This window comes from Herbiconiux sp., assembly GCF_023264855.1.
Lineage (GTDB): Bacteria > Actinomycetota > Actinomycetes > Actinomycetales > Microbacteriaceae > Herbiconiux.
Genome location: NZ_JAHFUW010000055.1, coordinates 1 through 25,369, shown reverse-complemented (window position 1 = coordinate 25,369; position 25,369 = coordinate 1). Strand labels below are relative to the sequence as shown.

At 70.6% G+C, this 25,369-nt stretch carries 23 protein-coding genes; 14 read left to right on the top strand and 9 right to left on the bottom strand.

All coding sequences use genetic code 11. The features are described 5' to 3' along the window. Positions 1-24: 24 nt before the first annotated feature. The 4 genes from Q0D75_RS17820 to Q0D75_RS17805 all read left to right on the top strand — a co-directional run bounded on the left by Q0D75_RS17820 (position 25) and on the right by Q0D75_RS17805 (position 6,660). Positions 25-3,480: a DEAD/DEAH box helicase gene (locus Q0D75_RS17820; protein WP_291056619.1), complete on the top strand. Its 3,456-nt coding sequence runs from the start codon at positions 25-27 to the stop codon at positions 3,478-3,480. Positions 3,481-3,620: 140 nt separating this feature from the next. After that, positions 3,621-4,196, top strand: coding sequence for a PadR family transcriptional regulator (locus tag Q0D75_RS17815; RefSeq protein WP_291056612.1), 576 nt, complete (start codon positions 3,621-3,623; stop codon positions 4,194-4,196). A 5-nt stretch (positions 4,197-4,201) separates the two neighbouring features. Then, on the top strand, positions 4,202-5,953 hold the full coding sequence (locus Q0D75_RS17810) for an AarF/UbiB family protein (protein WP_291056609.1): 1,752 nt from the start codon (positions 4,202-4,204) through the stop codon (positions 5,951-5,953). 35 nt (positions 5,954-5,988) lie between these two features. Further along, complete coding sequence (locus tag Q0D75_RS17805) at positions 5,989-6,660, top strand: alpha/beta hydrolase (RefSeq protein ID WP_291056606.1); 672 nt, start codon at positions 5,989-5,991, stop codon at positions 6,658-6,660. 39 nt (positions 6,661-6,699) lie between these two features. Here Q0D75_RS17805 and Q0D75_RS17800 read toward each other — a convergent pair whose 3' ends face one another. The 4 genes from Q0D75_RS17800 to otnK are packed head-to-tail and all read right to left on the bottom strand — an operon-like array spanning position 6,700 to position 10,442. Beyond that, positions 6,700-7,437 (bottom strand): hypothetical protein, encoded by a 738-nt coding sequence (locus Q0D75_RS17800; RefSeq protein ID WP_291056602.1) that lies wholly within the window; start codon positions 7,435-7,437, stop codon positions 6,700-6,702. A 52-nt stretch (positions 7,438-7,489) separates the two neighbouring features. Then, on the bottom strand, positions 7,490-8,314 hold the full coding sequence (locus Q0D75_RS17795; RefSeq protein ID WP_291056599.1) for a DeoR/GlpR family DNA-binding transcription regulator: 825 nt from the start codon (positions 8,312-8,314) through the stop codon (positions 7,490-7,492). Between the two features lie 23 nt (positions 8,315-8,337). Beyond that, positions 8,338-9,099, bottom strand: a complete 762-nt coding sequence (locus Q0D75_RS17790) for a class II aldolase/adducin family protein (RefSeq protein ID WP_291056596.1) — start codon at positions 9,097-9,099, stop codon at positions 8,338-8,340. Beyond that, the gene (otnK, locus tag Q0D75_RS17785; RefSeq protein WP_291056593.1) at positions 9,096-10,442 is read right to left on the bottom strand and encodes a 3-oxo-tetronate kinase; all 1,347 of its coding nucleotides are present in this window, start codon (positions 10,440-10,442) and stop codon (positions 9,096-9,098) included. The genes Q0D75_RS17790 and otnK overlap by 4 nt, the downstream gene beginning before the upstream one ends. A 138-nt stretch (positions 10,443-10,580) precedes the next feature. Here otnK and Q0D75_RS17780 point away from each other — a divergent pair, with 138 nt between their 5' ends. Genes Q0D75_RS17780 through Q0D75_RS17770 form a run of 3 tightly spaced genes read left to right on the top strand, consistent with a single transcriptional unit; the run spans position 10,581 to position 14,308 of the window. After that, entirely contained in the window at positions 10,581-11,942 is a 1,362-nt protein-coding gene (locus Q0D75_RS17780) for a homoserine dehydrogenase (protein ID WP_291056585.1), read from the top strand. 23 nt (positions 11,943-11,965) lie between these two features. Then, the gene (locus tag Q0D75_RS17775; protein ID WP_291056582.1) at positions 11,966-12,973 is read left to right on the top strand and encodes an amidohydrolase family protein; all 1,008 of its coding nucleotides are present in this window, start codon (positions 11,966-11,968) and stop codon (positions 12,971-12,973) included. Between the two features lie 3 nt (positions 12,974-12,976). Next, entirely contained in the window at positions 12,977-14,308 is a 1,332-nt protein-coding gene (locus Q0D75_RS17770; RefSeq protein ID WP_291056578.1) for an MFS transporter, read from the top strand. Between the two features lie 76 nt (positions 14,309-14,384). Here the strand turns inward: Q0D75_RS17770 and Q0D75_RS17765 are convergent, their stop codons facing one another. The 5 genes from Q0D75_RS17765 to Q0D75_RS17745 form a co-directional block, all read right to left on the bottom strand. Then, positions 14,385-15,323: an NAD(P)-dependent oxidoreductase gene (locus tag Q0D75_RS17765; protein WP_291056575.1), complete on the bottom strand. Its 939-nt coding sequence runs from the start codon at positions 15,321-15,323 to the stop codon at positions 14,385-14,387. A gap of 7 nt (positions 15,324-15,330) precedes the next feature. Then, positions 15,331-15,942: a flavin reductase family protein gene (locus Q0D75_RS17760; protein WP_291056566.1), complete on the bottom strand. Its 612-nt coding sequence runs from the start codon at positions 15,940-15,942 to the stop codon at positions 15,331-15,333. Positions 15,943-16,057: 115 nt separating this feature from the next. Next, on the bottom strand, positions 16,058-17,209 hold the full coding sequence (locus Q0D75_RS17755; RefSeq protein WP_291056563.1) for a zinc-binding dehydrogenase: 1,152 nt from the start codon (positions 17,207-17,209) through the stop codon (positions 16,058-16,060). Continuing rightward, complete coding sequence (locus Q0D75_RS17750) at positions 17,209-17,970, bottom strand: SDR family oxidoreductase (protein WP_291056560.1); 762 nt, start codon at positions 17,968-17,970, stop codon at positions 17,209-17,211. The genes Q0D75_RS17755 and Q0D75_RS17750 overlap by 1 nt, the downstream gene beginning before the upstream one ends. Beyond that, complete coding sequence (locus Q0D75_RS17745; RefSeq protein WP_291056556.1) at positions 17,967-18,836, bottom strand: fumarylacetoacetate hydrolase family protein; 870 nt, start codon at positions 18,834-18,836, stop codon at positions 17,967-17,969. Before Q0D75_RS17745 ends, Q0D75_RS17750 begins: the two co-directional genes overlap by 4 nt. A gap of 246 nt (positions 18,837-19,082) precedes the next feature. Here Q0D75_RS17745 and Q0D75_RS17740 point away from each other — a divergent pair, with 246 nt between their 5' ends. From Q0D75_RS17740 to Q0D75_RS17710, 7 genes are all read left to right on the top strand, one after another. Next, positions 19,083-19,865, top strand: a complete 783-nt coding sequence (locus tag Q0D75_RS17740; protein WP_291056553.1) for an alpha/beta fold hydrolase — start codon at positions 19,083-19,085, stop codon at positions 19,863-19,865. Continuing rightward, entirely contained in the window at positions 19,856-20,743 is an 888-nt protein-coding gene (locus tag Q0D75_RS17735; protein ID WP_291056550.1) for a LysR substrate-binding domain-containing protein, read from the top strand. The genes Q0D75_RS17740 and Q0D75_RS17735 overlap by 10 nt, the downstream gene beginning before the upstream one ends. Further along, complete coding sequence (locus tag Q0D75_RS17730; RefSeq protein ID WP_291056545.1) at positions 20,740-21,549, top strand: SDR family oxidoreductase; 810 nt, start codon at positions 20,740-20,742, stop codon at positions 21,547-21,549. Before Q0D75_RS17735 ends, Q0D75_RS17730 begins: the two co-directional genes overlap by 4 nt. Before the next feature lie 223 nt (positions 21,550-21,772). Then, entirely contained in the window at positions 21,773-22,789 is a 1,017-nt protein-coding gene (locus Q0D75_RS17725; RefSeq protein WP_291056541.1) for an ABC transporter substrate-binding protein, read from the top strand. Positions 22,790-22,870: 81 nt separating this feature from the next. Then, entirely contained in the window at positions 22,871-23,683 is an 813-nt protein-coding gene (locus Q0D75_RS17720) for an ABC transporter permease (protein ID WP_291056538.1), read from the top strand. Further along, on the top strand, positions 23,680-24,555 hold the full coding sequence (locus tag Q0D75_RS17715; RefSeq protein WP_291056534.1) for an ABC transporter permease: 876 nt from the start codon (positions 23,680-23,682) through the stop codon (positions 24,553-24,555). The genes Q0D75_RS17720 and Q0D75_RS17715 overlap by 4 nt, the downstream gene beginning before the upstream one ends. After that, positions 24,552-25,369, top strand: an 818-nt coding sequence (locus Q0D75_RS17710; RefSeq protein ID WP_291056531.1) for an ABC transporter ATP-binding protein, incomplete at its 3' end; no start/stop codon positions are given. The genes Q0D75_RS17715 and Q0D75_RS17710, both read left to right, overlap by 4 nt.

Sequence of the window (25,369 nt, the reverse complement as noted above, 5' to 3'; positions counted from 1 at the left end):
CCCCAGGTCTGGGAGAATGGAAGGATGCCCGAAACGCCGTTCGACGAGGATGCCGAGCTGCGCAGCCTGGTGGGGGCGGCGGCGCTGGACCGCGGCCGCAAGTACTACCTGCAGAACCGCGTCAGCGACATCCGCTGGTCGGCCGACGGGCGAACACTGCGGGCGCAGGTCGACGGATCGCAGGGGGCGCGGTACGTGACCACGCTCGCCTTCCGCTCGGCGAATCGCACCGCGCTCGAGCTGCAGGCCAGCGCCTGCACCTGCCCGGTGCACGCGAACTGCAAGCACGCCGCCGCCACCTACCTCACCGTGCGGGCGCAGCAGGTGCGACTCGCGCCGCCCCGGTCGACCCGGGTGGGCGAACGTGCGGGGGCGAGCGCGGGGGCACCCGCGACCGCACCGTGGGAGCGCACGCTGCTCTCGCTGATCGGCGAGGGGCCCGTGCGCGAGGCGACGGGCAGCATCCGGCCGCTGGCCCTGCAGTTCGAGCTGCGCGACACCTCCAAGCTCTCGACCCGCGCCGGCTACGGCAGCCGGGCCCGCCGCCCCCAGCCCGTGCGACTCGGGATGCGGCCCGTCGCCCTCGACGACAAGGGCGCCTGGGGGCGCACCCAGGCCAGCTGGCAGCGGCTGCGCTACGGCGGCGACGACCTGTTCGCCTCGGAACAGCTGGTGTGGTTCGAAGAGCTCTACGGGCTCGTGATGGGGCCCGAACGGGCGCAGTACGGCCAGAGCAGCGAGGTGTGGCTCTACCTCGACGACCTCGACAGCCGCTCCGTCTGGAGCTACTTCGACCGCGCGGCCGAGCTCGGCATCGCGCTGCTGCACTCCGAGCCGACGCTGCCGCCGGTGCGGCTGCGGGCGGAGAGCGCCGAGGTGCACCTCGACGTGCGCTCGGTGGACGACGGCCTCCGCCTCGAACCGATCGTGCGGATCGGCGACGAGGCCATCGCGCACGCCGAGGTGGGCTTCATCGGCAATCCGGCGCACGGGCTGTACCTCAGAGAGCAGGCGGGCGGTGCGGGTGGCCCGGCCGGCACCCGTCGCGCCGGGGCGGCCGACCTCAAGCGCCAGGCGCTGCAGCTCATCCGCCTGGACGCCCCGATCGGCTCGGCGACGCAGAACCTCCTGCGTTCGCCGGAGCCGGTGACCGTTCCCGCCCCGCAGATCGAGGACTTCACCACCCGCGTGCTGCCCCGCCTGCGCACGACCCTCCCCGTGCGATCCGGCGACGCCAGCTTCGACCTGCCCGCACCGCCCGAACCGACGCTGGTGCTCACCGTCGTGCAGGAGGGCGGCCAGGGCATCCGGCTCGACTGGGACTGGCACTACGCGGTTCCCGGCTCGGCGACGGACGCGGCGACGGATGCGGGGCGCAGCGCACCGCTCTGGCCCGCGCCGGACACCCCCGAGATCGACAGCGCCGCCAGCGCCGCGCGGGCCGACGAGCTCGCCCTGCGCGACACCCGCACCGAGCAGCGGATCGTCGCGGGCGTGAGCGCATCCGTCATCCGGTTCCCGATGCTCGGCGACCCGTACTCCGGCAGGCTGCTCGCCCAGTCGCGGCTGCGGGGGATGACCATGGTCGACTTCCTGCAGCACGAGGTGCCGCGGCTCGAGGCGCTCGAGCGCACCCGCGTGACCTTCGACGGCGAGGTACCCGAGTACCGCGAGGCCCAGGAGGCCGTCGTGATCAACCTCGCCACCTCGGCGCGCGAGGGCGACCGCGACTGGTTTGACCTCGCCGTCGAGGTGACGGTCGACTCCACCGAGGTGCCGTTCGACCAGCTGTTCGTGGCGCTCGCGACCGGTGACGAGTACCTCATCCTGCCCAACGGCGTGTACTTCCGGCTCGACGACCCGCGCTTCGACCGCCTGCGCGCCCTCATCACCGAGGCGCGCGGCCTGCTCGACAAGCCCGGCGACGAGCTCGCGATCAGCCGCTACCAGACCGGCCTCTGGGACGAGCTGCAGGAGATCGGCATCGTCACCGCGCAGGCCGAGGCCTGGGGCAGTGCGGTGGCGGCCCTCTCGGCGGCCGAGCAGATCGCCCCCGTCGAGCTGCCCGAAGGCTTCGACGCCACCCTGCGCGGCTACCAGCAGCACGGCTACGACTGGCTCAGCTTTCTGGCCGACCACGGCCTCGGCGGGGTGCTCGCCGACGACATGGGCCTCGGCAAGACGGTGCAGATGCTGGCCACCATCGCCCGGCAGCGTGCCCTGGCTCCGGATGCTCCGCCCTTCCTCGTGGTGGCGCCCACGAGCGTCGTGGGCAACTGGGCCTCCGAGGCCGCGCGGTTCGCGCCGGGTCTGCGGGTCGCCACGATCGAGTCGACCGGCAGCCGGCGACGCACGACGCTGGCCGAGGCGGTGCGCGGCGCCGACATCGTGGTGACCTCCTACGCCCTCTTCCGCATCGGGTTCGGTCAGTACGACGCGCTGCGGTGGAGCGGCCTCATCCTCGACGAGGCGCAGTTCGTGAAGAACCACCAGAGCTCCACCTATCAGTGCGTGCGGCGGCTGGATGCTCCGGTCAAGTTCGCGATCACCGGCACCCCGATCGAGAACAACCTGATGGAACTCTGGTCGATGTTCTCGATCGTCGCTCCCGGGCTGTTCGCCGGCCCGAAGCAGTTCACCGACTACTACGGCACCCCGATCGAGAAGAACGAGGAGTCGGCGCCGGAACTGCTCAAGCAGCTGCGCCGCCGCATCCGTCCCCTCATGCTGCGCCGCACGAAGGAGAAGGTGGCCGCCGACCTGCCCGAGAAGCAGGAGCAGGTGATCGAGGTCGCGCTGAACCCGGCGCAGCGCAAGATCTACGACACCTACCTGCAGCGCGAGCGGCAGAAGGTGCTCGGCCTGATCGAGGATCTCGACTCGAACCGGTTCCAGATCTTCCGCTCGCTCACGCTGCTGCGGCAGGCCGCGCTCGACGTGAGCCTGATCGACGACGCCCACTCCGAGGTGCCCTCCACGAAGATCGACGTGCTGTTCGAGCTGCTCGAGGACATCGTGGCCGAAGGGCACCGGGTGCTGATCTTCAGCCAGTTCACCAGCTTCCTCGCCCGCGTGAAGAGCCGGCTGGAGACCGAGCAGATCGAGTTCGCCTATCTCGACGGGGCGACGCGCAAGCGCACGCAGGTGATCGACGGCTTCCGGAACGGCACCGCCCCGGTCTTCCTGATCAGCCTGAAGTCGGGCGGGGTGGGCCTCAACCTCACCGAGGCCGACTACTGCATCCTGCTCGACCCGTGGTGGAACCCGGCCACCGAGGCCCAGGCCGTCGACCGCGTGCACCGCATCGGCCAGACCAAGAACGTGATGGTGTACCGGCTCGTGGCCAGCGACACCATCGAGGAGAAGGTGATGACGCTCAAAGACTCCAAGGCCAAGCTCTTCGCGAGCGTGATGGCCGAGGGCGGCGCGGCGGGCGGATCGAAGATCACGGGCAGCGACATCCGGGAACTTCTGGGCTGACTCCGGACGCTTGCTGTTCATTCGCTGGGTCATCCGTTCGACCCTCCCGTGGCGCTCCGACCGTGTATATCGTTGAGTATCGTTCGCGGTTCGCACGCGCACCGCATTCCACGCAAGGCAACGCACGCAGGGAGAGCATCATGGGTGGTTCGTACTCGGCCGGTGGTTTCGGCACCGGCAGTCACACCGACGGCATCTGGCAGGCGATGGAGCAGTTCCGCGCCAAGTTCGAGAAGCGCGTGGGAACCCGGATGGGCCGCGGTGACGTGCGCGCGGCGGTGCTCGCGCTGCTCGCCGAGCAGCCCATGCACGGGTACCAGATCATCCACGAGATCGAGGAGCGCAGCGGCGGCAGCTGGAAGCCGAGCCCGGGCTCGGTCTACCCGACCCTGCAGCTGCTCAACGACGAGGGCCTGATCTCGGCCGAGGAGTCGAACGGCCGCAAGACCTACGCGCTCACCGAGGCCGGCCGCGCGCAGGTGGCGAGTGCGGGAGCATCCGCCCCCTGGACGTCGGGCGACGGCTTCGGAGCGGGAACGGATGCCGGTGCCGGCACCGACAAGGGCGAGTTCGCCGCCCTCCCGAAGGCCGGCTTCGAGCTGGCACAGGCCGCTGCCCAGGTCGGCCGCACCGGCACCCCGGAGCAGGTCAAGCAGGCCGTGGCCGAGCTCGAGGACGCGCGCCGCCGGCTGTACGCGATCCTCGCCCAGGACTGACCCGGGTGAGCGCAGTTCCCCCCGAGCGCCCGGTCAACGCCGAGCGCGCGGCCCGACCGGACCGCGGCGACTCGGTTCCGAGTGCGCGCGAGGCCCGCGCGCGCTACCGGCGCATCCTGAGGTTCGCGGGCTGGAATCTCGCGGTGACCTGGTGGTACGAACTCGTGCTCCCGCGCTTCGGGCTCACCCGCGTCGCCGAGCGCACCCGTGCCCGGCGGATGCAGCGGTTCGCGCGGCGCTTCCACGTTCTCGCCGTCGACCTCGGCGGGCTGATGATCAAGGTCGGCCAGTTCATGTCGTCGCGCCTGGACGTGCTGCCGCCGGAGATCACCAAAGAGCTCGAGGGGCTGCAGGACGAGGTGCCGGCGGTGCCGTTCGACCTCATCCGGCGCCTGGCCGAGGCCGAGCTGGGCATGCCGCTCGCGCGCGCCTTCGCGTGGGTCGACGAGACGCCGGTGGCCGCGGCATCCCTCGGCCAGGCGCACCGGGCCCGGCTCGCACCGGCCGATGCCGCCGACACCGGCCTCGAAGCCGTCGTGCTGAAAGTGCAGCGGCCCGGTATCGACGCCATCGTGGAGGTCGACCTGGCTGCCCTCCGCAAGGTGGGCGGATGGCTCAGCCACGTGCGCCTCGTCTACTCCCGCGTCGACGCCCCCGCGCTGGTGGAGGAGTTCGCGCTCACCTCGCTCGAGGAGATCGACTACCTGCACGAGGCCGCCAGCTCGGTCCGCTTTGCGGCGGAGTTCGAGGGCGACGCCCGCGTCGGCGTGCCCGAGGTGGTCTGGGAGCGCTCGACCCGGCGCGTGCTGACGCTCGAAGACGTGACGGCGATCAAGATCACGGATGCGGTGGCGCTCGCCGCGGCCGGCATCGATCCGGCCGACGTGGCGCCGGTGTTCGCCGCCGTGATGTTCGACCAGCTGTTCACCAACGGCTTCTTCCACGCCGATCCGCACCCCGGCAACATCTTCGTGACGCCGCTTCCGGATGCTCCGGAGGGGTCGCCCGCGTGGAAGCTCACCTTCATCGACTTCGGCATGATGGGAGAGGTCGGTGTGAACACCCGCAGCGGCCTGCGCAAGATGCTGATCGCCGCCGCCTCGCGCGACGGCAAGGGCCTCGTGGATGCGGCGCGCGAGCTCGGCGTGCTGCTGCAGTCGGCCGAGACCACCGAGCTGGAGCGCGCGCTGACCCAGCTGTTCGCCCGCTTCGGCGGGATGGGCTTCGCCGAGCTGCGCGAGGTCGATCCGCGGGAGTTCCGCGAATTCGGCGAGCAGTTCGGGCACGTGGTGCGGTCGCTGCCGTTCCAGCTGCCCGAGAACTTCCTGCTGATCATCCGGGCCATGTCGCTCACCTCGGGGGTGTGCAGCGCGCTGGACCCGGGCTTCAACCTGTGGAACTCGGTCGAACCCTACGCGCAGCAGCTCATCCGCGAGGAGCGCGGCAACCTGGCGCAGGATCTCGGCAAGCAGGCGCTGGAGAACCTGGGGCTGATCTGGCGGCTGCCGAAGCAGATCGAGTCGCTGATCACGCGGGTCGACGAGGGTTCGGTCGCCGTGCGCACGCCCGATCTCGAGCGCCGGGTCGCCGGCCTCGAACGCACCGCCCGCCGCGGCATCTCGGCGGTGCTGTTCGCGGCCCTGCTCGTGGCCGGTGCCGTGCTGCGCGCCGACGACGCCGTGTTCGGCACCGTTCTGATGGCCGTCTCCGTGTTGCCTCTGCTGCACGCCCTGTTCGCCGGCAGTCGGGGTCGCTGAGCGGGGTGGGGGCCGAGGGGGTGGGGGCCGAGCGGATGCGCACCGGTCGGGTGCGCAAGGCCGCCTGGTGGGCGCGGGATTACCTCTACGCCGTGACCTGGCAATTGCGGGCGCTCGTCGATCGCACCGACCCGCGCTACTTCGAGACCGGCACCGCGACACCGCTCGTGGTGATCCCCGGGGTGTACGAGACCTGGCGGTTCCTGCATCCGCTGATCGCCGAACTGCACGACCGCGGGCATCCGGTGCACGTCGTCGGGCCGCTGCGCTGGAACAACCGGCCGGTCCCCGAGGCCGCCGCGCTCGTCGCCGACTACCTCGACCGGCACGATCTCGCCGGTGTGGTGCTCGTCGCGCACAGCAAGGGCGGGCTCGTCGGCAAGTACGCGATGAGCCTCGGCGCCTCGGCGGCGCGGATCGACGCGATGCTCGCCGTGGCAGCGCCCTTCGGCGGCTCGCGCTACGCCCGGTACCTGCCGGCGCGGAGCCTGCGCATCTTCCGGCCGACGGATGCCACGATCCTCGAGCTCACGAGGCACGCCGACGTGAACGCGCGGATCGTGTCGGTGTACGGCCGCTTCGACCCGCACATCCCGGGCGGAAGCGCGCTGGCGGGCGCGAAGAACGTCGAGCTCGACACCGGCGGGCACTTCCGCGTGCTCGCGCACCCGCGGGTGCTCGCGGAACTGGCAGCCCTCGCCGAATAGCCGATCCGGGTCGGGTCCGGGTTCGGGAGAACGAGCCGCTCAGCCGGCAGCCGGGGTGCCGAGGCCGGGAACGGGGAGCAGTGAGCCCTGATCGCGCTCGGGCGGCGCGGGGAGCACCAGCTCGCGGTCGCCCAGGGGAGCGGCGAGCGGCACGCGCACCAGCCGGAGGGCCTCGGCATCGGGCGGTACGAGCGAACCCGCCTCTTTCGCGCCGCAGATCACCACGTAGTCGTCGTAGAGCGTGTACCCGATGCCCGTGACCGAGACGGTGACCGTGGTGTCCGTCTCCTCGACGAGCACGGGCCCCGGGCGGCATCCGCCGGCCAGGACCGCAACGACGAGGTCTCCGTCGTGCACGTCGGAGCCCAGGTCGCCCACGGCATCCTGACCCACGATCGCCGAGCGCCAGACGGTGAGGCCCTGCTCCTTGCCGGTGTAGCCGGCCAGGGTCGCCTCCACGTCGGTGACGGGTTCCACCTCGGGGTCGAGGTCGATCTGCAGGTCGCCGACGGAGGTGAAGAGGCCGATGCCCCAGGCCTCCTTGAGCGAGGCGCGGGTCTGGCTCTGCCCCTGCGCGACGAAGAACCAGATCAGCAGCCCGATCGCGACGACGATCAGCAGCACGCCCGAGGCCCGCGTGTAGGCGATCCAGGCCGTGCTCGGCTCGGCATCCTGACCGTTGCGCAGCTGCCAGCGCGAGCCGAACAGCATCGCGCGGGGAGGGGCGAAGAGACACCACAGCCCCAGCAGAGCGGCCACGGCGGAGAAGAGGAGCATCCCTCCAACCTACCGATCGCGGCAGGGGCGACGGGGAGGCGGTGCGGTGGCGTCAGCCGGCGGCGCGGGTGTTCGCCGCGTCGGCCGTGGGATCGGCCAGCACCACGGCGGTGCCGAGCTCGCGGATGGCGGCTGCCGCGGTGTCGTGCAGGCCGCTGTCGGTGATCACGAGGTCGACCTCGTCGATGCCGAAGATGCGGTAGCGGCCGAAGCTGCCGTACTTGGACGAGCCGGCCACGAGCACCGACTCCGACGACACCGCGAGGGCCGTGGTCTTCAGTTCGATCTTCGACTCGGCGGGGGTGGTGACGCCGCGCTGCAGATCCCACGAGCTCGACGAGACGAACGCGATGTCGATCGAGAGCTCCCGCAGCGTGAGGGCGGCCAGCCGGCCGACCGTGGACTGGTTGTTCTTCTCGACCCGGCCGCCGAGGGCGATCAGGTCGACCGTCGGGTGATCCAGGAACGAGCCGATCACCGCCAGGTCGTTCGACACGATCGTCAGATCGGTGACCGCGTCGAGGTAGGGGCGCATCGCCTGGATGGTGGTGCCGGCATCCAGGAACACCGTCATGCCGTCGCGCACGAGCGACGCGGCCTCACGGGCCATCGCATCCTTCTCGAGCAGGTCGAGCGCCGACTTCTCGAGCCGGCTCGGCTCGACCGACAGGCGCGACGAGATCTTCGCGCCGCCCGGCGTAGCCAGCACACGGCCGGCCGCCTCGAGCGCGGCGATGTCGCGCCGGATGGTCATGTGGCTGACCCCGAGCAGGGCGGTGAGCTGGTGATAGCTCAGCACCGACTCCCGGCGCAGGTGCTTCACGATGAGTTCGCGACGCTGCTCGGGAATCAGCGGCGTCTCTTCGGAATCGGACACGGCACCTCCTCGATGCGACCAGTTTAGAGGGCGCTGCGCAGCGCGGGGGTGGAGGCGGCGGACGACACGGGCGGGGTGCCGGCATCGGCCGGGCTCGCCGCCCACGGCGTTCCCCACTTCTCGCTGAGCGAGCGGATGTCGGCCTCCGGCAGCATCCGGCGGGGGTGGCCGCCGGTCAGCAGGGCGATCCGGCAGGCCTCTTCGAGTTCGACGGCCGCCTCGACCGCCCGCGTGACATCCGTGGCGCTGGTGATCTGGCCGTGGTTCGCGAGCAGCGCCGCGTGGAAGGGGAAGTCGAGCTCGAGCACCAGTTCGCCGAGTTCGGGACTGCCGGGCGTGCGGAACGGGATCATCGGCGTCTGGCCGACGCGCATCACGAAGTACGGGGTGAGCGGCGGCACTGCGCTCAGCTCGCTCCACGGCTCGAGGCACGACAGCGCCACGGCCTGGGGGGAGTGCACGTGCACCACGGCGGTGTGCAGGGGGTTCTTGCGGTAGAAGGCGAGGTGCAGCGAAGTCTCCTTCGAGGCCTTGGGGCCCTGCAGGTGACGGCCCTCGCGATCGAGCACCGCGATGTCCTCGCGCCGCAGCCGGCCGAGATCGGTGCCGGTGCCGGTGGCGTAGACGCGGTCGCCGTGCGCCACGCTCACGTTGCCGCTGGAGCCGGGACTGATTCCGGCGGCCGCGACCCGGGCGCCGGCGGCGACGACCAGGGCGACCGGATCGAGCGGATCGACCGGACCCGCCGAGTCGTCGCGATCCAGCGGTGCGGTCACGTCGGTCACGAGAGGGCCTTCCAGGCGGTGGTGAACAGGTCGTCGGCGCCGAAGTTGCCCGACTTGAGAGCGAGTGCGACGGTGGGCGCGGGCCCGTCGTGCGCCGTGCCGAGCCCCGAGGTCTGCGACAACGACCAGCACACCCCGGGCGCGATCTGCGGGCCGATCAGCAGGCGCCGGCAGCCGAGCGCCGTGGTGACGGCACCGGACGTCTCGCCCCCGGCCACGATCACCTGCCGCACGCCCAGCTCGGCGACGGCGCGGGAGACCAGGGCGGAGAGCGCCGCCTCCACGGCTTCTCCGGCCGCCGTCGACCTCACGTCGTCGAGCGACGCCACCGAGTAGACGACCGGCAGGGCGGCCGAGGGGAGCCCGGAGAGCCAGGCGAGAACGTCGTCGACCACGGCATCCGGATCGCCCAGCAGCCGCTCGATGTCGAGCTGGTGACCGGATGCGCCCGCTTCGAGTGCGTCGGCGATCTGCGCGCGGGTCTTGGCCGAGGCGCTCCCGCACACCACCAGCCGGCGGCCGGTGGGCACGTCGAAGCGCTGCGACGCGGGATCGTGCTCGCCGCGCATCCCGAACGCCAGACCGGCGCTGCCGGACAGCACCCGCCAGCCGGCCGTGGCGGCCTGGATGGTCTCGAGGTCGGCATTGGTGGTGGCATCCACCACCACGTAGGAGGTGTCGCGCGGCAGCGCCTCCAGCGCGTCGCTGAGCGCTGCGGCACCCTGCCAGACGGCGTCGACGGTGACCTCGGCGATGGCGCGCGCGGTCTGCGGGGCGAGGATCCCGGCCAGTCTCGACTGGTTCATGGGCGTGAGCGGGTGATGCCGCATCGGCGACTCGTCCAGCAGCTGATCGTGCACGAACAGGTGGCCGCGGAACACCGTGCGGCCGTTGTCGGGAAAAGCCGGAACGACGACGGTGCGCGATTCGCCCACCTCGTCGAGCACCGCATCCAGGATCGGGCCGATGTTGCCGGTGGGCGTGGAGTCGAAGGTGGAGCAGTACTTCACGAAGTACTGCTCCGGATGCAGCGGCTCCAGCGCGCGGATCGACGCGATCGAGCTGCCGACCGCTTCGCCCACCGGCGCGGTGCGCGACTTGAGGGCGACGATGACGGCGTCGAGATCGGCCGCCTCCTCGACGGAGGGAACGGCCTCGGCGCCCAGCACCACGGCTACCCGCAGGCCTCGTTCGCGTAGAGAGGTGGCCAGGTCGGTGGCGCCGGTGAAGTCGTCGGCGATGGCTCCCAGACGGATCACGGCGGGCTCTCCTTCGAGGTGGCGGATGAATCGGAACGGCTCCGACAGCGAGACGGCTCCGCTGTCGGGCAGTCGCCATTCCATCACATGTGAATCCGTGTTGCAAAGTTTGAAAATTTGATCGGCTTGTGTGTATGGTTGCCGAATCGTCGCGGCAGAGCATCGCCGTCGACGGCTGCGACGACTGCAGCAGTACAGACACTCCAACGCACGGAACGACCCGTGCAGACGGGACCGACGGTGACTTCCCACGCGCTACCCCCGCAGGCTCCGGCCGACATCCGTGTCGCCCTCACCGGCGCCCGGGGCGGATTCGGCCGCACCTTCCTCGCCCAGGTGCGGGCGCTGCCCCGCCTGGTGACCACGCAGCTGATCGACCCCGACACCGCCGGAGTGCAGCAGATGCTCGACGAGCTGGAGTTCACGGGCCGCGGCTCGACGGCCGCTCCCGCCCTCGTCTCCTCGATCGACGACGTCGACTGGAGCGCCGTCGACGTGCTCGTCGAGGCGACCGGCCGCATCGACGCCGGTTACGACTACGCCGCCACCGCCATCGCGCACGGCGTGCACGTGATCATGGTGAGCAAAGAGGTGGAGTCGCTCGCCGGGGTGAGCCTGGCCGCCGCCGCTCGCGATGCCGGCGTGCGCTACCTGCCGGGCGACGGCGACCAGCCCGCCAACCTGCTGCGCCTGCTCGACTGGGTGGAGCGCACCGGCCTCGAGGTCGTGGCGCTCGGCAAGTCGAGCGAGTACGACCTCGTCTACGACCCCGAGGCCGAGACGGTCACGCAGGTCGACGAGACCTTGCTCGCCCCCGATCTCGGCGCCCTGCTGGAGCGCGGCGACGACTTCGCCGCCACCCTCGCCGCCCGCTCCCGGGCGGTCGCGGGCCTCAAGCGCTCCGCCGCCGCCGACTCCTGCGAGATGGCCGTCGTCTCCCTCTACTCCGGCGCCCGCGCCGACGTGGAGGCGATGCACTACCCGGTGGCCCGCCCCGACGAGCTGGCCGACATCTACGCCGCGCGCGCCGACGGCGGACTGCGCCACCGCGACCGCGTGGTCGACGTGTTCTCGATGCTCCGCCTGCCGGGTGAGGCGAGCTTCGCCGGCGGCGTCTTCGCCGTGGTGAAGACCGGTGACCCGGTCACCTGGGAGCTGCTGCGCGGCAAAGGCCACGTGGTGTCCCGCTCCGGCGAGTACGCGTGCATCTACTGGCCCTACCACTTCATGGGCGTCGAGACCGTGCTCTCGGTGCTCGACGCGGCCGACGGCAGCGCACCCGAGCGGCGCCCGCGCCAGCACACCGTGCTCGCGGCCCGCGCCGCCGTCGACCTCGCGGCCGGCACCCGCTTCCGCGTCGAAGGGCACCACCACGAGATCGCCGGCGTCGCCCCGGTCATCATCGACCGCGAGGCGGCGGCGCATCCGGATGCCGCGGCCGAAGTCTCCGTCTCGGCCTACTACCTGCTGAGCGGGGCCGTGCTCACGCGCGACGTCGCTGCGGGGGAGTTGATCCTGCTCGCCGACCTGGCCGAGACGCCCGAGAAGGCGCAGGCCGCGTTCACCGCCGGGTTCGCGCTGTGAGCGGCGAGACCGGGTCCGGCCCGATGACCGGGGAACCGACCGGCGCCGCGGCCGCCGCCCGAGCGGGCCTGCTGCCCGAGGGTTACGACCTGCGTATCCTCGACGCGCACCACCACTTCTGGGACTTGGAGGGCGAGGGCCACTGGCCCTGGATCCAGGACGAGTACAACCCCGACTTCTTCCTCGGCGATTACACCGCCATGCGCCACACCTTCCTGGCCGAGCAGTACCTCGCGGCCACCACCGGCTGGACCGTGCTCGGCACGGTGCACTGCGAGGCCGAGCGCAGCCGCGACGAGGAGGTCGAGGAGGACGTGTTCCTCGAAGGCCTGAACGCGCTCGATCCGCGGTTCCCCACGGCGGTCGTGGCGCACGCCTCGTTCCTGCGCGACGACCTCGCCGAGGTGCTCGCGGGGCACGCGCAGCATCCGCTCGTGAAGGGCATCCGCTCGAAGCCGGTGATCGCCCGCGACGCCCGGGAGGCGGCATCCGGAACCGTCGCCGGACGCCCCGGAACGCTGCAGGACCCGAACTGGGTCGCCGGCCTGCACACGCTCGCCGAGCACGGCTTCTCGTGGGATCTGCGGGTGCCGTTCTACCACCTCGCCGAGGCGGCGGACGTGGTCGCGGGCATCCCCGAGACCCCCGTCGTGATCAACCACTGCGGTCTGCCGCTCGACCGCAGTGACGAGGGCCTCGCCCTCTGGCGTGACGGGATGCAGCGGCTCGCCGCCCTGCCCAACACCGTGGTGAAGGTCTCCGAACTGGGCCTCTACCGCAACGTCTGGAACCGCGCCTCGAACATCGAGGTGGTGCGCGAGACCCTCGCGATCTTCGGCTTCGAGCGCGCGATGTTCGCCTCGAACCTGCCCGTCGCCACCCTCACCGCCCCGAGTTTCGACGAGGTGATGGAGGTGATGCTCACCGGCGCCGCCGGGGCATCCGCCAGCCAGCTCGATGACCTGTTCCACCGAACCGCGGCGCGCGTCTACCGCGTCTCGCTTCCCTCCCTCTCCCTCACAGAAAGCTGACCCATGACCACCGTCAACGACGACAAGCTGTTCCGGAAGGTGATGCTCCGCGTCCTTCCGCTCGCCATGCTCGGGTTCTTCCTCTCCTACCTCGACCGGGTGAACATCGGCTACGCGCAGGCCACGATGAGCGCCGACCTGGGCTTCTCCTACGCCGTCTACGGTCTCGGCGCCGGACTGTTCTTCGTGGGGTACTTCATCTTCGAGATCCCCTCGAACCTCATCCTCGCGAAGGTGGGCGCCCGCAAGTGGATCGCCCGCATCATGATCTCCTGGGGCATCATCTCGGGCCTGATGTTCTTCGTGAACAGCGAATGGATGTTCTACGCGTTGCGCTTCATCCTCGGTGTCGCCGAGGCCGGCTTCATCCCCGGCATCCTGTTCTACATGGCGTCGTGGTTCCCGCCGAGCCGTCGCGGCCGCGCCTGGGGCATCTTCTACATCGCCCTGGCCTCCTCGGGCCTGATCGGCGGCCCGGTCTCGGGCGTCATCCTGGCCGGCATGGACGGGGTGGCCGGTCACGCGGGCTGGCAGTGGCTGTTCTTCATCGAAGCGATCCCGACGGTGCTGCTGGGCATCGTCATCCTGTTCGCCCTGCAGGAGGACTTCCGCACGGTGAAGTGGCTGAACCCTTCCGAGAAGGAGCGTCTTGGCGCCCTGCTCGAGGCCGAGGCTCCCGTGGGCGGTCACACCAAGCTGCGTGACGTGTTCAAGAGCAAGCTGATCTGGATGCTGACGCTGGTGTACTTCTCGTACAACTTCGCGCTCTACGGCATCAGCTTCTGGCTGCCGAACCTGGTGGGCGAGCTCGGGTTCGCCGGGCCCGTGGCGATCGGCTTCATCTCGGCCATCCCGAGCCTCGCCGCGATCGTCTCGATGCTGATCTTCGGCTTCCTCTCCGACCGGGCGGGGGAGCGCAAGAAGTTCATCGCGGCCGCCTTCGTGCTCTCGGCCATCGGCTTCGCACTCTGCATCATCGCGGGTACCGAGAACCCGATCCTCGGCGTGATCGGCCTGAGCCTGGCCAACGCCGGCGCCCTGTCGATCCCGGCCATCTTCTGGAGCTTCCAGACCTCGATGCTGGCCGGAACCGCCCTGGCCGGCGGCATCGCGCTGATCAACTCGACCGGCAACCTGGCGGGCTTCGCAGCCCCGTACCTGATCGGCTACGTGAAGGACACCCTGGGCTCGGCCACGGTCGCCCTCTACATCACCGGTGCGATCATGCTGATCGGCGCGGTGCTCGTGCTCACGATCAAGCGCAGCGGCCGGGTGCCGCGCGAGAGCGACGCCCCGGCGCGGATGAAGCAGACCGCCGGGCAGAACAGCATCTGAGGCCGGTCCGCGTTCTCGTGGCCCCGCATCCTTCCTCCGGCTGAAGCCGGGAGGCGGGCGCGGGGCCACTCTGCGTCTAGACCAGGTTGGTGAGGGGCGTTCCCTCTTTCAGGGCCCGGATGTTCTGGGCGATCAGCGGGGCCGCTCCGCGCGGGCGGTTGCCGGCCGCGTGCGGGGTGAGCAGCAGGTTCGGCGTGGTCCAGAGCGGTGAGGACTCCGGCAGCGGCTCCTGCACCATCACGTCGAGCGCGGCCGCCCGCAGGCTTCCCGAGGTCAGCGCCTCGATCAGCGCCGGCTCGTCGACGGTGGCGCCGCGGCCCACGTTCACGAACACGGCTCCCGGCTTCAGCGCCGCCAGCAGGGTTGGACCGAAGGCACCCTCGGTCTCCGGGGTGGCCGGTAGCAGCGAGATCAACACGTCGACGCCCGCGAGGTGCGCCGGGAGCCCGGCGTCGTCGACCACCGGGTATCCGTGGCGCTCGCCCGCCGACGAGGCCACGCCCGTCACGGTCGCCCCCAGCAGCTCCAGCATGGGCGCGAGCGTGCGGGCGATCGAGCCGAAGCCCCAGATGCACACGGAGGCGCCCGCGAGCGTGTAGAGCGACTCGGTCGACGGATCGCGCTGGGCCTCCAGGAACTCGTCGTCCCATCGCGACTCGCGCTGCGCATCCCGCAGACGGTCGAGTCGGCGGATCACGGCGAGCGTCAGCGCGAGCGCGTGCTCGGCCACCGTGGCGTCGTGCAGCGACCGGCCGGACGCCACGGCGACGGAGGGCGCGAAGCCGGCGGCGAGCACCGCATCCGGACCCGCCGCGAGCGTCTGCACCAGGCGCAGCGAGCCGAGCGTGCGGGCCGCCTCCTCGAGGTTCGCGGTCGTGTTGCGCCAGGCCACCAGCACCTCGGCGTCGTATGCCGCTGCCGGTATGGATGCGGCGACGTCGTAGACCACCAGGTCGTCGTCGGAGCCGACGGTCAGGTCGCTCAGGTCGATGGTGTCGGGAATGAGGATCTTCATGGCCGCCTTAGGAGAGGATTTTCGAGTGCTCTCCCAGATGGTGCCACGTTCGGTTGTGATAGACCAACGGCTCGGCCGACGCGGCGTCGGCGGCCGGGTCACCGGCGGCCGGGGCGTGGGTCTGCACGGCCTCGGCGGCGATGACCGTCGAGCCGCCCGCCTGCATCTCGTTGACGATGCGGGCGCGGATCCAGGCGTGCGCCGCGGGGAAGTAGGGTTCGCCCGTCGTGAGCCGGGTCCACAGCGAGGTGTCGGCGAAGCGGTCGATGCCGCTCGTGGCGCCGAGCTTCGCGAGGCCCAGCTGACCGGCGCCCAGGAGGTGCACCACAATCGTGTCGGCCCGCTTGATGGACGGGGCGCTGGAGGAGAGTGCGGAGACCGAGAACACCAGCAGGGGCGGCTCGGCGCTGACCGAGAACACCGAGGTGGCGGTCAGCGCCACCGGGCCGTCGCCCGGGTCGGCCGTGATCACGGCGACGCCGGCGGGGTGGTTGCGGAAGGCGGCCTTGAACTCGTCCGGGGTCACCTGTGGCGAGCCGGAGAGGGTGATGAGGGGGCGGGAGCCCTCGACCCCGTGCGCCTCATCGCGAACGGGGAATGCGGGCTGAGTAGTGGACATGTTCCGATGCTACGGAGCCGGTGATGCCCCGGAGGTTCCCGTTGGCTAGCGACGGAGAGCCACTGGGAATCACCGGGCGGCTCGCTGGTCGATGCACCGGCGGCGCCGGCATCCCTCAGTCCATCACGATGATCGCACGACCCAGGATGCGGCCTGCCGCCAGGTCGTCGAAGGCATCGGCGGCCTCATGCAACCGGTACCGTCGGGTCACCGCCTGCTCCAGATCGAAGCCGCCCTGCCGCGCGAGCTCCACCACCGACGGCAGGTCGACCCGCGTGCGAGCACCGTACGAGCCGATGATGCGCTGGCTGCGCCGCACCAGCGGGGTGATCTCGATCGCGGCGGTCGCGGCTCCGGCCGCGATGCCGATCGCGACGAGCGCGCCGCCGTCGGCGAGCATCCGTGAGGCCTGTTCGAAGGTCTGCGGCCGGCCGAGCGCCTCGAAGGCGACGTCGACGCCCCGGCCACCCGTGAGCGCGCGCACGGCGGCGACCGGATCGGCGTCGAGCGAGTTCACGACGTCGGTGGCGCCCAGTCGGGCCGCCAGCGCGAGCTTGTCATCGGACACGTCGACGGCGATCACCCGGGAGGCGCCGAGGGCGCGCGCGATCTGCACCACGCCCATCCCGACCCCGCCGGTGGCGACCACGGCCACGGTCTGGCCGGGCTGCAGGCCCGCGGCGCGTGAGACGGCGCCGTACGCGGTCATCGCGGCGCAGCCGAGGATGGCGGAGGTGTCGGAGGGGAGCCCCTCCGGCAGAGCGGCGAGCCCTGACACTGGGCTCACGCAGTACTGCGCCATCGCGGCCATCGAGTACATCGCCAGCGGGGTGCCGTCGGCGCGGTGCAGGCGGGTCTCGCCGTCGTAGAGCGTGCCCTTCAGGCGGTTCTGCGCGAAGAAGTTCTCGCAGAGGTCGTCGCGGCCGGCCCGGCAGGCCTCGCAGCGGGTGCAGGGCATGATGAAGCCGCCCACCACCCGGTCGCCGACGGCCAGGCGGGGGCCGGAATCGGCGCCGGCTTCCTCGGAATCGTCGTCACCCAGCTCCACGATCGTGCCGCTCACCTCGTGCCCGAGCACGCAGGGCTTGGGAAAGCCCACCTCTCCCTTCAGCACGTGCAGATCGGTGTGGCAGACCCCGACGGACTCCACCCGGATGAGCGCCTCGCCGGCACGGGGACGTGGCACCGGGATGTTCTCCACAGCCAGCGTGCCGTCGGCCGAGAGCACGGCCGCGCGCATCGAGGTGGGCCGTGCAGGCCCGGTCATCAGATCACCGCCGAGTAGCCGCCGTCGACCACGATCGACGCGCCGTTGACGTAGCTGGACAGGTCGCTGGAGAGCCAGATGGCCGCATCCGCGATCTCCTCCGCCTGCCCTTTGCGGCCGAGCGGGATGCGGATGGGGGAGCCCCCGCGCATCTCCACGCGCAGCATCTCGGTGTCGACCTGGCCCGGGTGCACCACGTTGGCCCGGATGCCGTACCGCGCCACGGCATCCGCCAGCGCGTAGGTGAAGGTACGAACCGCGCCCTTCGACGCGGAATAGGTCGAGGCGTGCGCGAAGCCGCGCATCCCGCCCACCGAGGAGAGGTTCACGATCGTGCCCGTCTTGCCGGTGGCGATCATCGACCGGGTGGCCGCCTGGGCGCCGAGGAAGGTGCCCTCGAAGTTCACCGCCATCACCCGCCGCAGCCGCTCGAGGTCGACCTCGAGGAAGTCGACGGTGTCGCTGATGCCGGCCACGTTGCACAGGGCGTCGACTCCACCGAACTCCTCGGCGGCCGCGATCACCTCGAGCCACGAGTCCGGGTCGGTCACGTCGGCCCGCACGAAGCGCGCGGCACCGCCGGCCTGCTCGACGAGCTCCGCGGTGGGCGCCCCGCCCTCCCGTCCGGTCTCGGCCAGGTCGGCCACGATCACGGCGGCGGCGCCCTCCTCGGCCGCCCGCACGCTGAGCGCCCGGCCGATGCCGCTCGACCCGCCCGAGACCACCACGACGCGCCCGGTCAGCAGCGCGTGCCCGCTCATACGACGCTCGTCGTCATCGTGCCGATGCCGCTGATGGTGGTCACCAGGGTCTCGCCGGCCGCGATCGGCCCCACTCCGGGAGGGGCCCCGGTGAATATCACGTCGCCCGGGTTGAGCGTCATCACCCGCGAGGCGTACGACACGATCTCGGGCACCGTCATGATCAGGTCGGAGGTGTCGACGTCTTGCCGCACCTCGCCGTCGACGGTGAGGCGGATGCCCAGACCCGAGCCGTCGAAGCCGGGCTCGCGCACGCGCACCCAGGGCCCGATCGGGCTGAACCCGTCGTACGACTTGCGGCGCGACCGGTCGGCGGGGCTGCGCACCGTGATGTCGAGCCCGATGGCGAAGCCGAAGACGTGCTCGAGTGCCTCCTCGGCCGGAATGTCCTTACCGCCCGTGCCGATGATCACCACCAGTTCGGACTCGTGGTGGATCTCGTTCCCGGCCTCGAGCACGTCCGGCGGGAGCACGACCGGGCCATCCGGTCCCGTGATCGAGGAGGGCGCCTTGAGGAACACGTCGAAGTCGAACATCCACCCGTGTGTGGTGCCGAGCGTGCGCTCCTGCACCTCGTGCATCTCGTCCACGTGATCCTGGTAGTTGCTCGCGGCGGCGATCACCTTCGAGGGGTTGAGCGCGGCGGCCCGCAGCGTCACCGACGAGAGCGGAACGGGCGTGCCGGCCGCGGCGGCCTCGGCGATCGGCCCGGCCAGCGACGCCCAGTCCCGGCACAGCGCCCGCCACCATCCCGCGGTCAGCGGATCGTCGTCGTGCGAGGGCAGCACGTCGGTCACGTCGACCACGGCGTGCTCATCCGGGGTGAGGACCCCCAGTCGGTTCTCATCGAAGAGGGCGAGTTTCATGGGGCTCCCGGGATCGGTGCGTCGACGCGGATGCACCCCGTGACGCCGGTGTCGGATGGTTACGCCCTCACGCTAGTCACCCGGCGTGATGCTCTCCAAGGTCCAGTGGTGATCCGGTGATCACCCGGCGTGATCAGAGCGGTGATCACTTCGGGTGATCACAGTGATGCTTTCAACTATTTGAGAATCCGACTCCGAGGTACTTAGAGTGATCACCGATCACGATCTCTGCAAAGGAGCACGAACGTGAAGACCCCCACTGTCGACCGTCTGGCCCTGCCCGGCGGCACCCTCCGGGTGATCACCGCCGGAGACGGACCCGCCCTCGTCTATCTGCACGGCACGGGCGATCAGGGGTCGCTCCTGCCGGTGCTCGCCACCCTCGCCGAGCAGTACCGGATCGTACGCCCCGACCACCCGGGCTTCCTGCAGAGCGACGATTTCGCCGCGGAGGTCACCAGCGTCGCCGGCATCGCCGCAGTGCACGAGCAGCTGCTCGCCGCGCTCGGCATCGACGACGTCGTGCTGGTGGGCTGCTCCCTCGGCGGCTGGATCGCGGCCGAGCTGGCCCTGCGCAACCCGCAGCGCGTGCAGCGACTCGTGCTCATCGACCCCGCCGGTCTCGCCGGAGACGGTTCGGCTCCGGACATGTTCGGCCTCACGCCGGAACAGGCGCTCGCCGCCACCGTGCACGACGAGGGCCGCCGCGCCGCGGCCCGCGCCGCCGCTCCGGATCCCGATGTCGCTGCAGGCCTCGCCCGCAGCCGGGCCACTGCACAGCGCCTCGCCTCCGACCCGTACATGCACGACCCCGCGCTGGCCGCCCGCCTCGGAGCCCTGACTCTTCCGGTCGAGCTGGTGTGGGGGAGCGACGACGGCATCGTGCCCGTCTCGTACGCCCGATCCTGGCTCGACGCCCTGCCCCAGGCGCAGCTCACCGTGGTTCCGGATGCCGGGCACCTGCCGCACGTCGAGCAGCCGCAGGCCTTCCTCGACGTGCTGGCGCGGGAGGTGCCGGCGTGGAGCTGAGACACCTGCGCTACTTCGTGGCCGTGGCCGAAGAACTGCACTTCCGCAAGGCCGCCGAGAGCCTGCACATCGTGCAGCCCGCCCTCAGCAAGCAGATCAGCGCGCTCGAGAACGAGCTCGGCCTGATGCTGCTCGAACGCGACCGCCGGCACGTCACCCTCACCGAGGCCGGAAAGACCTTCCTCGAAGAGGCCGTCGCCGTGCTGGCCCGCGCCGACGGGGCGAAGTCCCGGGCGATCGCGGTCAGCCGCGGTCAGGTGGGCTCGCTGAACATCGGCTTCATCCAGCCCGCCCTGGCCGAGCTCGTGCCGCGGTCGCTGCGCCGCTTCCGCAACGAGTACCCCGAGGTGCGCATCCGGCTGACCGAGCTCACCACCCGCCAGGTGCTGGACCAGACCTCCAGCCGCGCGGTGCACTGCGCCTTCGCCCGCCTGCCGATCGAACTGCGCGACGACCTCGCCTGCCTGCCCATCTCGCAGCAGGACGTGATGCTGGCGATGCCCGACGGGCATCGGCTCGCCGAGAAGGAGACCATCGACATGGCCGACATCGCGAGCGAAGACCTCGTGATGATCGACCGGCGCGTCGAACCGGCGCTGCACGACTACTACATCGCGATGTGCAACGAAGCGGGTTTCAGCCCGCACATCGCCCACGAGGTGAACTCCACCTGGGTGGCGCTCGGCCTCATCGCCGGCGGACTCGGCGTGGGGTTCGCCCCGGCCTCGGCCCGGTCGGCCGCCCAGCAGGGCGTGACCTTCCGGCCGATCAACGGCGCCACGCCCAAGCTCAGCATCGGCATCGTCTGGAACGACAAGTCGAAGCCGGCCGTGCTGAGCAACTTCTTGCAGATGAAGCCCTGGGAGGCACGATCGTGAGCGCAGCATCCGGATCCGACCCCCGCACCCTGTTCGACGTGCGAGGCCGAGGGGCCGTGGTGACCGGCGCCGCGAGCGGTCTCGGCTTCGCCATCGCGCGGGTGCTCGCCCGCAACGGCGCCCGCGTGCTGCTGGTCGACAACACCGCCGAGACCCTCGAGGAGGCGCTCGGCCGCCTCGCCGGAGAGGGCCTCGAGGTGCGCTCGCGGGTGGCGGACGTACGCGACCGGGCCGCCCTCGACGAGGTGATGGGCGAGGCGGCCTCGTGGGGGAGCGGGCTGGACATCGTGTTCGCCAACGCCGGCATCTCGTCCGGCCTCGGCCGGCGCTTCGGCAATGGCGTGGACGACATCGATCCGGAACGCTGGCAAGCGGTTCTCGACGTGAACCTGACCGGGCTGATGCACACGGTGCAGGCGGCCTCGGCCCGGATGAACGACGGGGCCGGGCGCATCGTCGTCACCTCCTCGGTGGCGGGCCTGGCCGTCGATCCGCTGGTCGGTTACGCCTACTCCAGCTCGAAGGCCGCAGTCACCCTCTTCGCTCAGAACGTGGCCACCGAACTCGCCCCCCGGGGCATCAACGTGAACGTGATCGCACCCGGCTCCTTCCTCACCGCCATCGGGGCGAAGAACCCCGGCAACACGGGCATGATCGACGAGCTGACCCGCGCCACGGCCACGAAACGCATCGCGGATCCGGCCGAGATCGAGGGCCTCGCCCTGCTTCTGGCCTCGCCCGCGGCCGGCCACATCACCGGTTCCGTGTTCGTCATCGACGGTGGCGTGCTCGCCACCCGCAATTGAGCCCGCGATGCGCTCTCAACCGTTATCACGTAATAGCTTTCGGGCCATTCCGGGGCATCACCCGGAGATTAGCCTGAAAAGCACAGGCGGCCCACCGCACCGCGTCGACGACGACCCCGGTACCGCGGACACAGCACAGATCTCACCGTTCTCCCGGCACTCGGAGCCGGCGCTCCCGGCTGCCTGATCCACTCCCGCACATCACGATCGAAGGGACATCCCGATGTCACGAACGAAAACCCTCCTCACGGCAGCGACGATGCTCGCCGCGACCGCACTGCTGGCCGGGTGCGCCGGCGGCGACTCCGGCGGCGCGGCCGGCGGCAGCGACGGGGCCTCGGGTGAGACCACGAAGATCACCGTGGCCACCAACCCCTCGGCGCAGACCGCGCCGATGTACCTCGGCATCCAGGACGGCATCTTCGCCAAGCACGGCCTCGAGGTCGAACTCGTGCCGCAGACGGATGTCGCCGCCATCATCTCCGGCGTCGCCAGTGGCCAGTACAACTTCGGCTTCGCCACCGTGGTGCACGTGATCAACGCGAACGTGAACGACATCCCGATCCGGGCCGTCGCCACGGTCGAAGGCCAGCAGAAGGCCGAGGAGGAGCCCGACGAGGGCAACGCGCTCGTCGCCGGACCCGACTCGGGCATCACCTCGGCCGGTGACCTCGGCGGCAAGACCGTCGGTGTGATCGGACTCTCCTCGCTCAACACCCTCGCGATGTGGGACATGGCGGCCAAGGAAGGCGTCGACACCACGTCGATCAACCTCGTGCAGCTGCCCTTCGGCCAGATGCCGGCCGCGCTCGCCGCGGGCGACATCGACGCCGCCGTGGTGCAGGCCCCGTTCATCGCCGATGCTGAGGCCAACGGTGCCACGATCATCGGCAAGCCGAACGTGGAGACGTTCCCCGACATGGCGGTGGGCCTCTACACCACGAGCCAGAGCTACATCGACTCCAACCCGGATGTGGTCGAGGCCTTCGCCGCCGCGATGATCGAGTCGCAGGAGCACGCCACCGAGAACATCGACCAGGCCAAGGAGACGCTGGTCACCAACCTGGGTCTCACCGAGGACGCCGCCAAGGCCGCCAAGTGGAACACCGGCAGCAACCCCTACGTGAACACCGAGGGCTTCACCACCGCCCAGACGCTGCTCACCAAGTACGCCGGGCAGACCAAGGAGCTCGACGTCGACACCCTGGTCTGGCCGGGCGCGCTCGAGGGCTCGAACTGAGCCGGACGCCCCTGACGGCCAGCACCGGCTGACCATCAGAACCGACGGTCAACGCCGAACCGATTCGAAGGATCACACCCCATGAACGCACTGTCGCGTCGCTCGCTCCGATGGCTGGCCCCTGCGGCCGCCGTGCTGGCCGCCCTGCTGCTCTGGCAGCTGGCCACCGCGGGCGGTCTCTTCCGGGCCGACCAGTTCCCGACGATGACCGACACCATGATCGCGCTCGGCAAAGCGGTGGCGTCACCGCTGTACTGGGCCGCGATCGGAGCGACCGTGCAGGCGTGGTTCCTCGGCCTCGTGATCGCCAGCGTGCTGGCGATCGTGATCGGTTCGGCGTTGGCCTTCAACGACTTCGCCTTCCGCAGCGCGGCGAGCGTGATCGAGATCTTCAAGGCCATCCCGGCCATCGCCATCCTGCCGCTGGTCATCCTGGTACTCGGCTCGACGTTGCCGATGAAGGTGTTCCTGATCGCCTTCGGCGTGTTCTGGCCGCTGGTCATCCAGGTGATCTACGGGGTGCGCTCGATGGATCCGACGGTGCTCGACACCTCGAAGGCGCTCGGCGTGCGGGGCGTGTGGCGGTTCTTCGTCGTGGTCATCCCGAGCGCCTCGCCCTACATCGCCACGGGCTTGCGGATCGCGTCGGCCTCGGCCCTCATCCTGGCCGTCGTCTCCGAGCTGGTGGGCGGAGCATCCGGAATCGGGCGCAACATCCTGCAGGCGCAGAACGGCGGCACCGCGGCGTACCCCGTGATGTACGCCTACATCATCACCGCCGGCCTGATCGGCATCATCCTCACCGGGGCGTTCTTCCTGCTGGAACGCAACGTCATGCACTGGCACGAATCGCAGCGCAACATCCGCTCGAACAGCGAAGGGGCCCTCAAGTGACGCAGACCATCACACCCGAGATCGTGCCGGAGCGCGCCGCCGGGGCGAGCATCGGCGAGACAACCGATCTGCTGGTGAGCCCGCGCCGGGTGCGCAGCCGCGGCGCCCGCGTGCGCAACGTGCTGCTGGCCGTCTGGCTGCCGATCGCCCTGCTGGTGATCTGGTGGTTCGCCTCGGCCTCGAGCACCTCGCCGTTCTTCCCGCCGCTCAGCCGCATCCTGGAGGAGTTCTGGGCGCAATGGATCGTCGGCCCCGCCTCGATGCAACTGGGCTCGAGCCTTCGCAACCTGGCGCTCGGCTACCTCGGCGGTGCCCTGATCGGCGTCGTGTTCGGCACGCTGCTGTGGCGCTTCCCGCCGGTGCGTCAGGTGTCGAACCCGCTGATCTACTTCCTCTACGTGCTGCCCGCCCCCGCCCTGCTGCCCGCCATGATCGCGCTGTTCGGCATCGGCGAGCTGCGCCAGATCGCGCTGATCTCGTTCGGTGCCATCTGGCCCACCCTGCTCAACACCCTCGATGGGATGCGGGGCCTGGACCAGGTGAAGTTCGACACCGCTCGGGCGATGAAGCTTAGCCCCGTGCGGCAGCTGTTCTCGCTCGTGCTGCCGGGTGCCTCGCCGCAGATCGCCGCGGGCCTGCGGGCCAGCCTGCAGACCTCGATCATCCTGATGGTGGTCACCGAGATGGTGGCCGCGAAGCAGGGCATCGGCTACTTCATCCTGCAGGCGCAGACCGTGTTCGCCATCACCACGATGTGGACGGGCATCCTGATGCTCGCCATCATCGGCACCGCCGCGAACTACCTCTTCGTGGGCGTCGAACGGATCGTGCTGCGCTGGTACTACCGCTCGCGCGCGCTCAACAACTCATGACCATCCCCTCGCCGGAACCGGAGAACACCATGTCGAACCTCACCGTGCCCACGCCCGCCGCGTCGAGCCCCGCCGGCGCGACTGCCTCGCATCGTGCCCCGAGCGGATCGGAGGTGCTGCGCGTCGAAGGCCTGCGCAAGATCTACAACGAGGGCAAGCCGCACGCCAAGACGGCGATCGACGATGTCAGTTTCACCGTGAACAAGGGCGAGTTCGTGTGCATCGTCGGCCCCTCGGGCGCGGGCAAGACCACGCTGCTGCGCTGCATCTCGGGGCTGGCCAAGCCGAGCTCCGGGTCGCTCTCGTTCGAGGGCAAGCCGCTCACCTCGGTGCCCGAGCAGCTCGGGCTGGTGTTCCAGGACTACGGGCGTTCGCTCTACCCCTGGTTCACGAACGCGAAGAACGTGGGCCTCCCGCTCGCGGCGCGCGGCATGAAGAAGGCCGAGCGGGCCGCGCGGGTCAGCGAGTCGCTGAAGAACGTGGGCCTCGGGCACGTCGAGAAGCAGTACCCGTGGGAGCTCTCCGGCGGCATGCAGCAGCGCGTGGCGATCGCTCGCGCGCTCTCGTACCAGCCCGACCTGCTGCTGATGGACGAGCCCTTCGCCTCGGTCGACGCGCAGACCCGGTTCGACCTCGAAGACCTCATCCTCACGGTGCGCCGCGACCTCGGCATCACCGTGGTGCTGGTGACGCATGACATCGACGAGGCGATCTACCTCTCCGACCGCATCGTGGTGCTCTCCGGATCGCCCTCGCGGGTGCGCGAAGTGGTCGACGTGCCGCTCGGCGACCACCGCGAGCAGGTGGCGACCCG

Bases quoted from the DNA above. Each gene is read 5' to 3' on its own strand.
- Q0D75_RS17750 (WP_291056560.1), bottom strand. From the start codon at position 17,970: ATGAGCGGGCACGCGCTGCTGACCGGGCGCGTCGTGGTGGTCTCGGGC.
- otnK (WP_291056593.1), bottom strand. From the start codon at position 10,442: ATGGAATGGCGACTGCCCGACAGCGGAGCCGTCTCGCTGTCGGAGCCG.
- Q0D75_RS17765 (WP_291056575.1), bottom strand. From the start codon at position 15,323: ATGAAGATCCTCATTCCCGACACCATCGACCTGAGCGACCTGACCGTC.
- Q0D75_RS17775 (WP_291056582.1), top strand. From the start codon at position 11,966: ATGACCGGGGAACCGACCGGCGCCGCGGCCGCCGCCCGAGCGGGCCTG.
- Q0D75_RS17800 (WP_291056602.1), bottom strand. From the start codon at position 7,437: ATGCTCCTCTTCTCCGCCGTGGCCGCTCTGCTGGGGCTGTGGTGTCTC.
- Q0D75_RS17725 (WP_291056541.1), top strand. From the start codon at position 21,773: ATGTCACGAACGAAAACCCTCCTCACGGCAGCGACGATGCTCGCCGCG.
- Q0D75_RS17815 (WP_291056612.1), top strand. From the start codon at position 3,621: ATGGGTGGTTCGTACTCGGCCGGTGGTTTCGGCACCGGCAGTCACACC.
- Q0D75_RS17720 (WP_291056538.1), top strand. From the start codon at position 22,871: ATGAACGCACTGTCGCGTCGCTCGCTCCGATGGCTGGCCCCTGCGGCC.
- Q0D75_RS17820 (WP_291056619.1), top strand. From the start codon at position 25: ATGCCCGAAACGCCGTTCGACGAGGATGCCGAGCTGCGCAGCCTGGTG.
- Q0D75_RS17755 (WP_291056563.1), bottom strand. From the start codon at position 17,209: ATGACCGGGCCTGCACGGCCCACCTCGATGCGCGCGGCCGTGCTCTCG.
- Q0D75_RS17760 (WP_291056566.1), bottom strand. From the start codon at position 15,942: ATGTCCACTACTCAGCCCGCATTCCCCGTTCGCGATGAGGCGCACGGG.
- Q0D75_RS17770 (WP_291056578.1), top strand. From the start codon at position 12,977: ATGACCACCGTCAACGACGACAAGCTGTTCCGGAAGGTGATGCTCCGC.
- Q0D75_RS17745 (WP_291056556.1), bottom strand. From the start codon at position 18,836: ATGAAACTCGCCCTCTTCGATGAGAACCGACTGGGGGTCCTCACCCCG.
- Q0D75_RS17805 (WP_291056606.1), top strand. From the start codon at position 5,989: ATGCGCACCGGTCGGGTGCGCAAGGCCGCCTGGTGGGCGCGGGATTAC.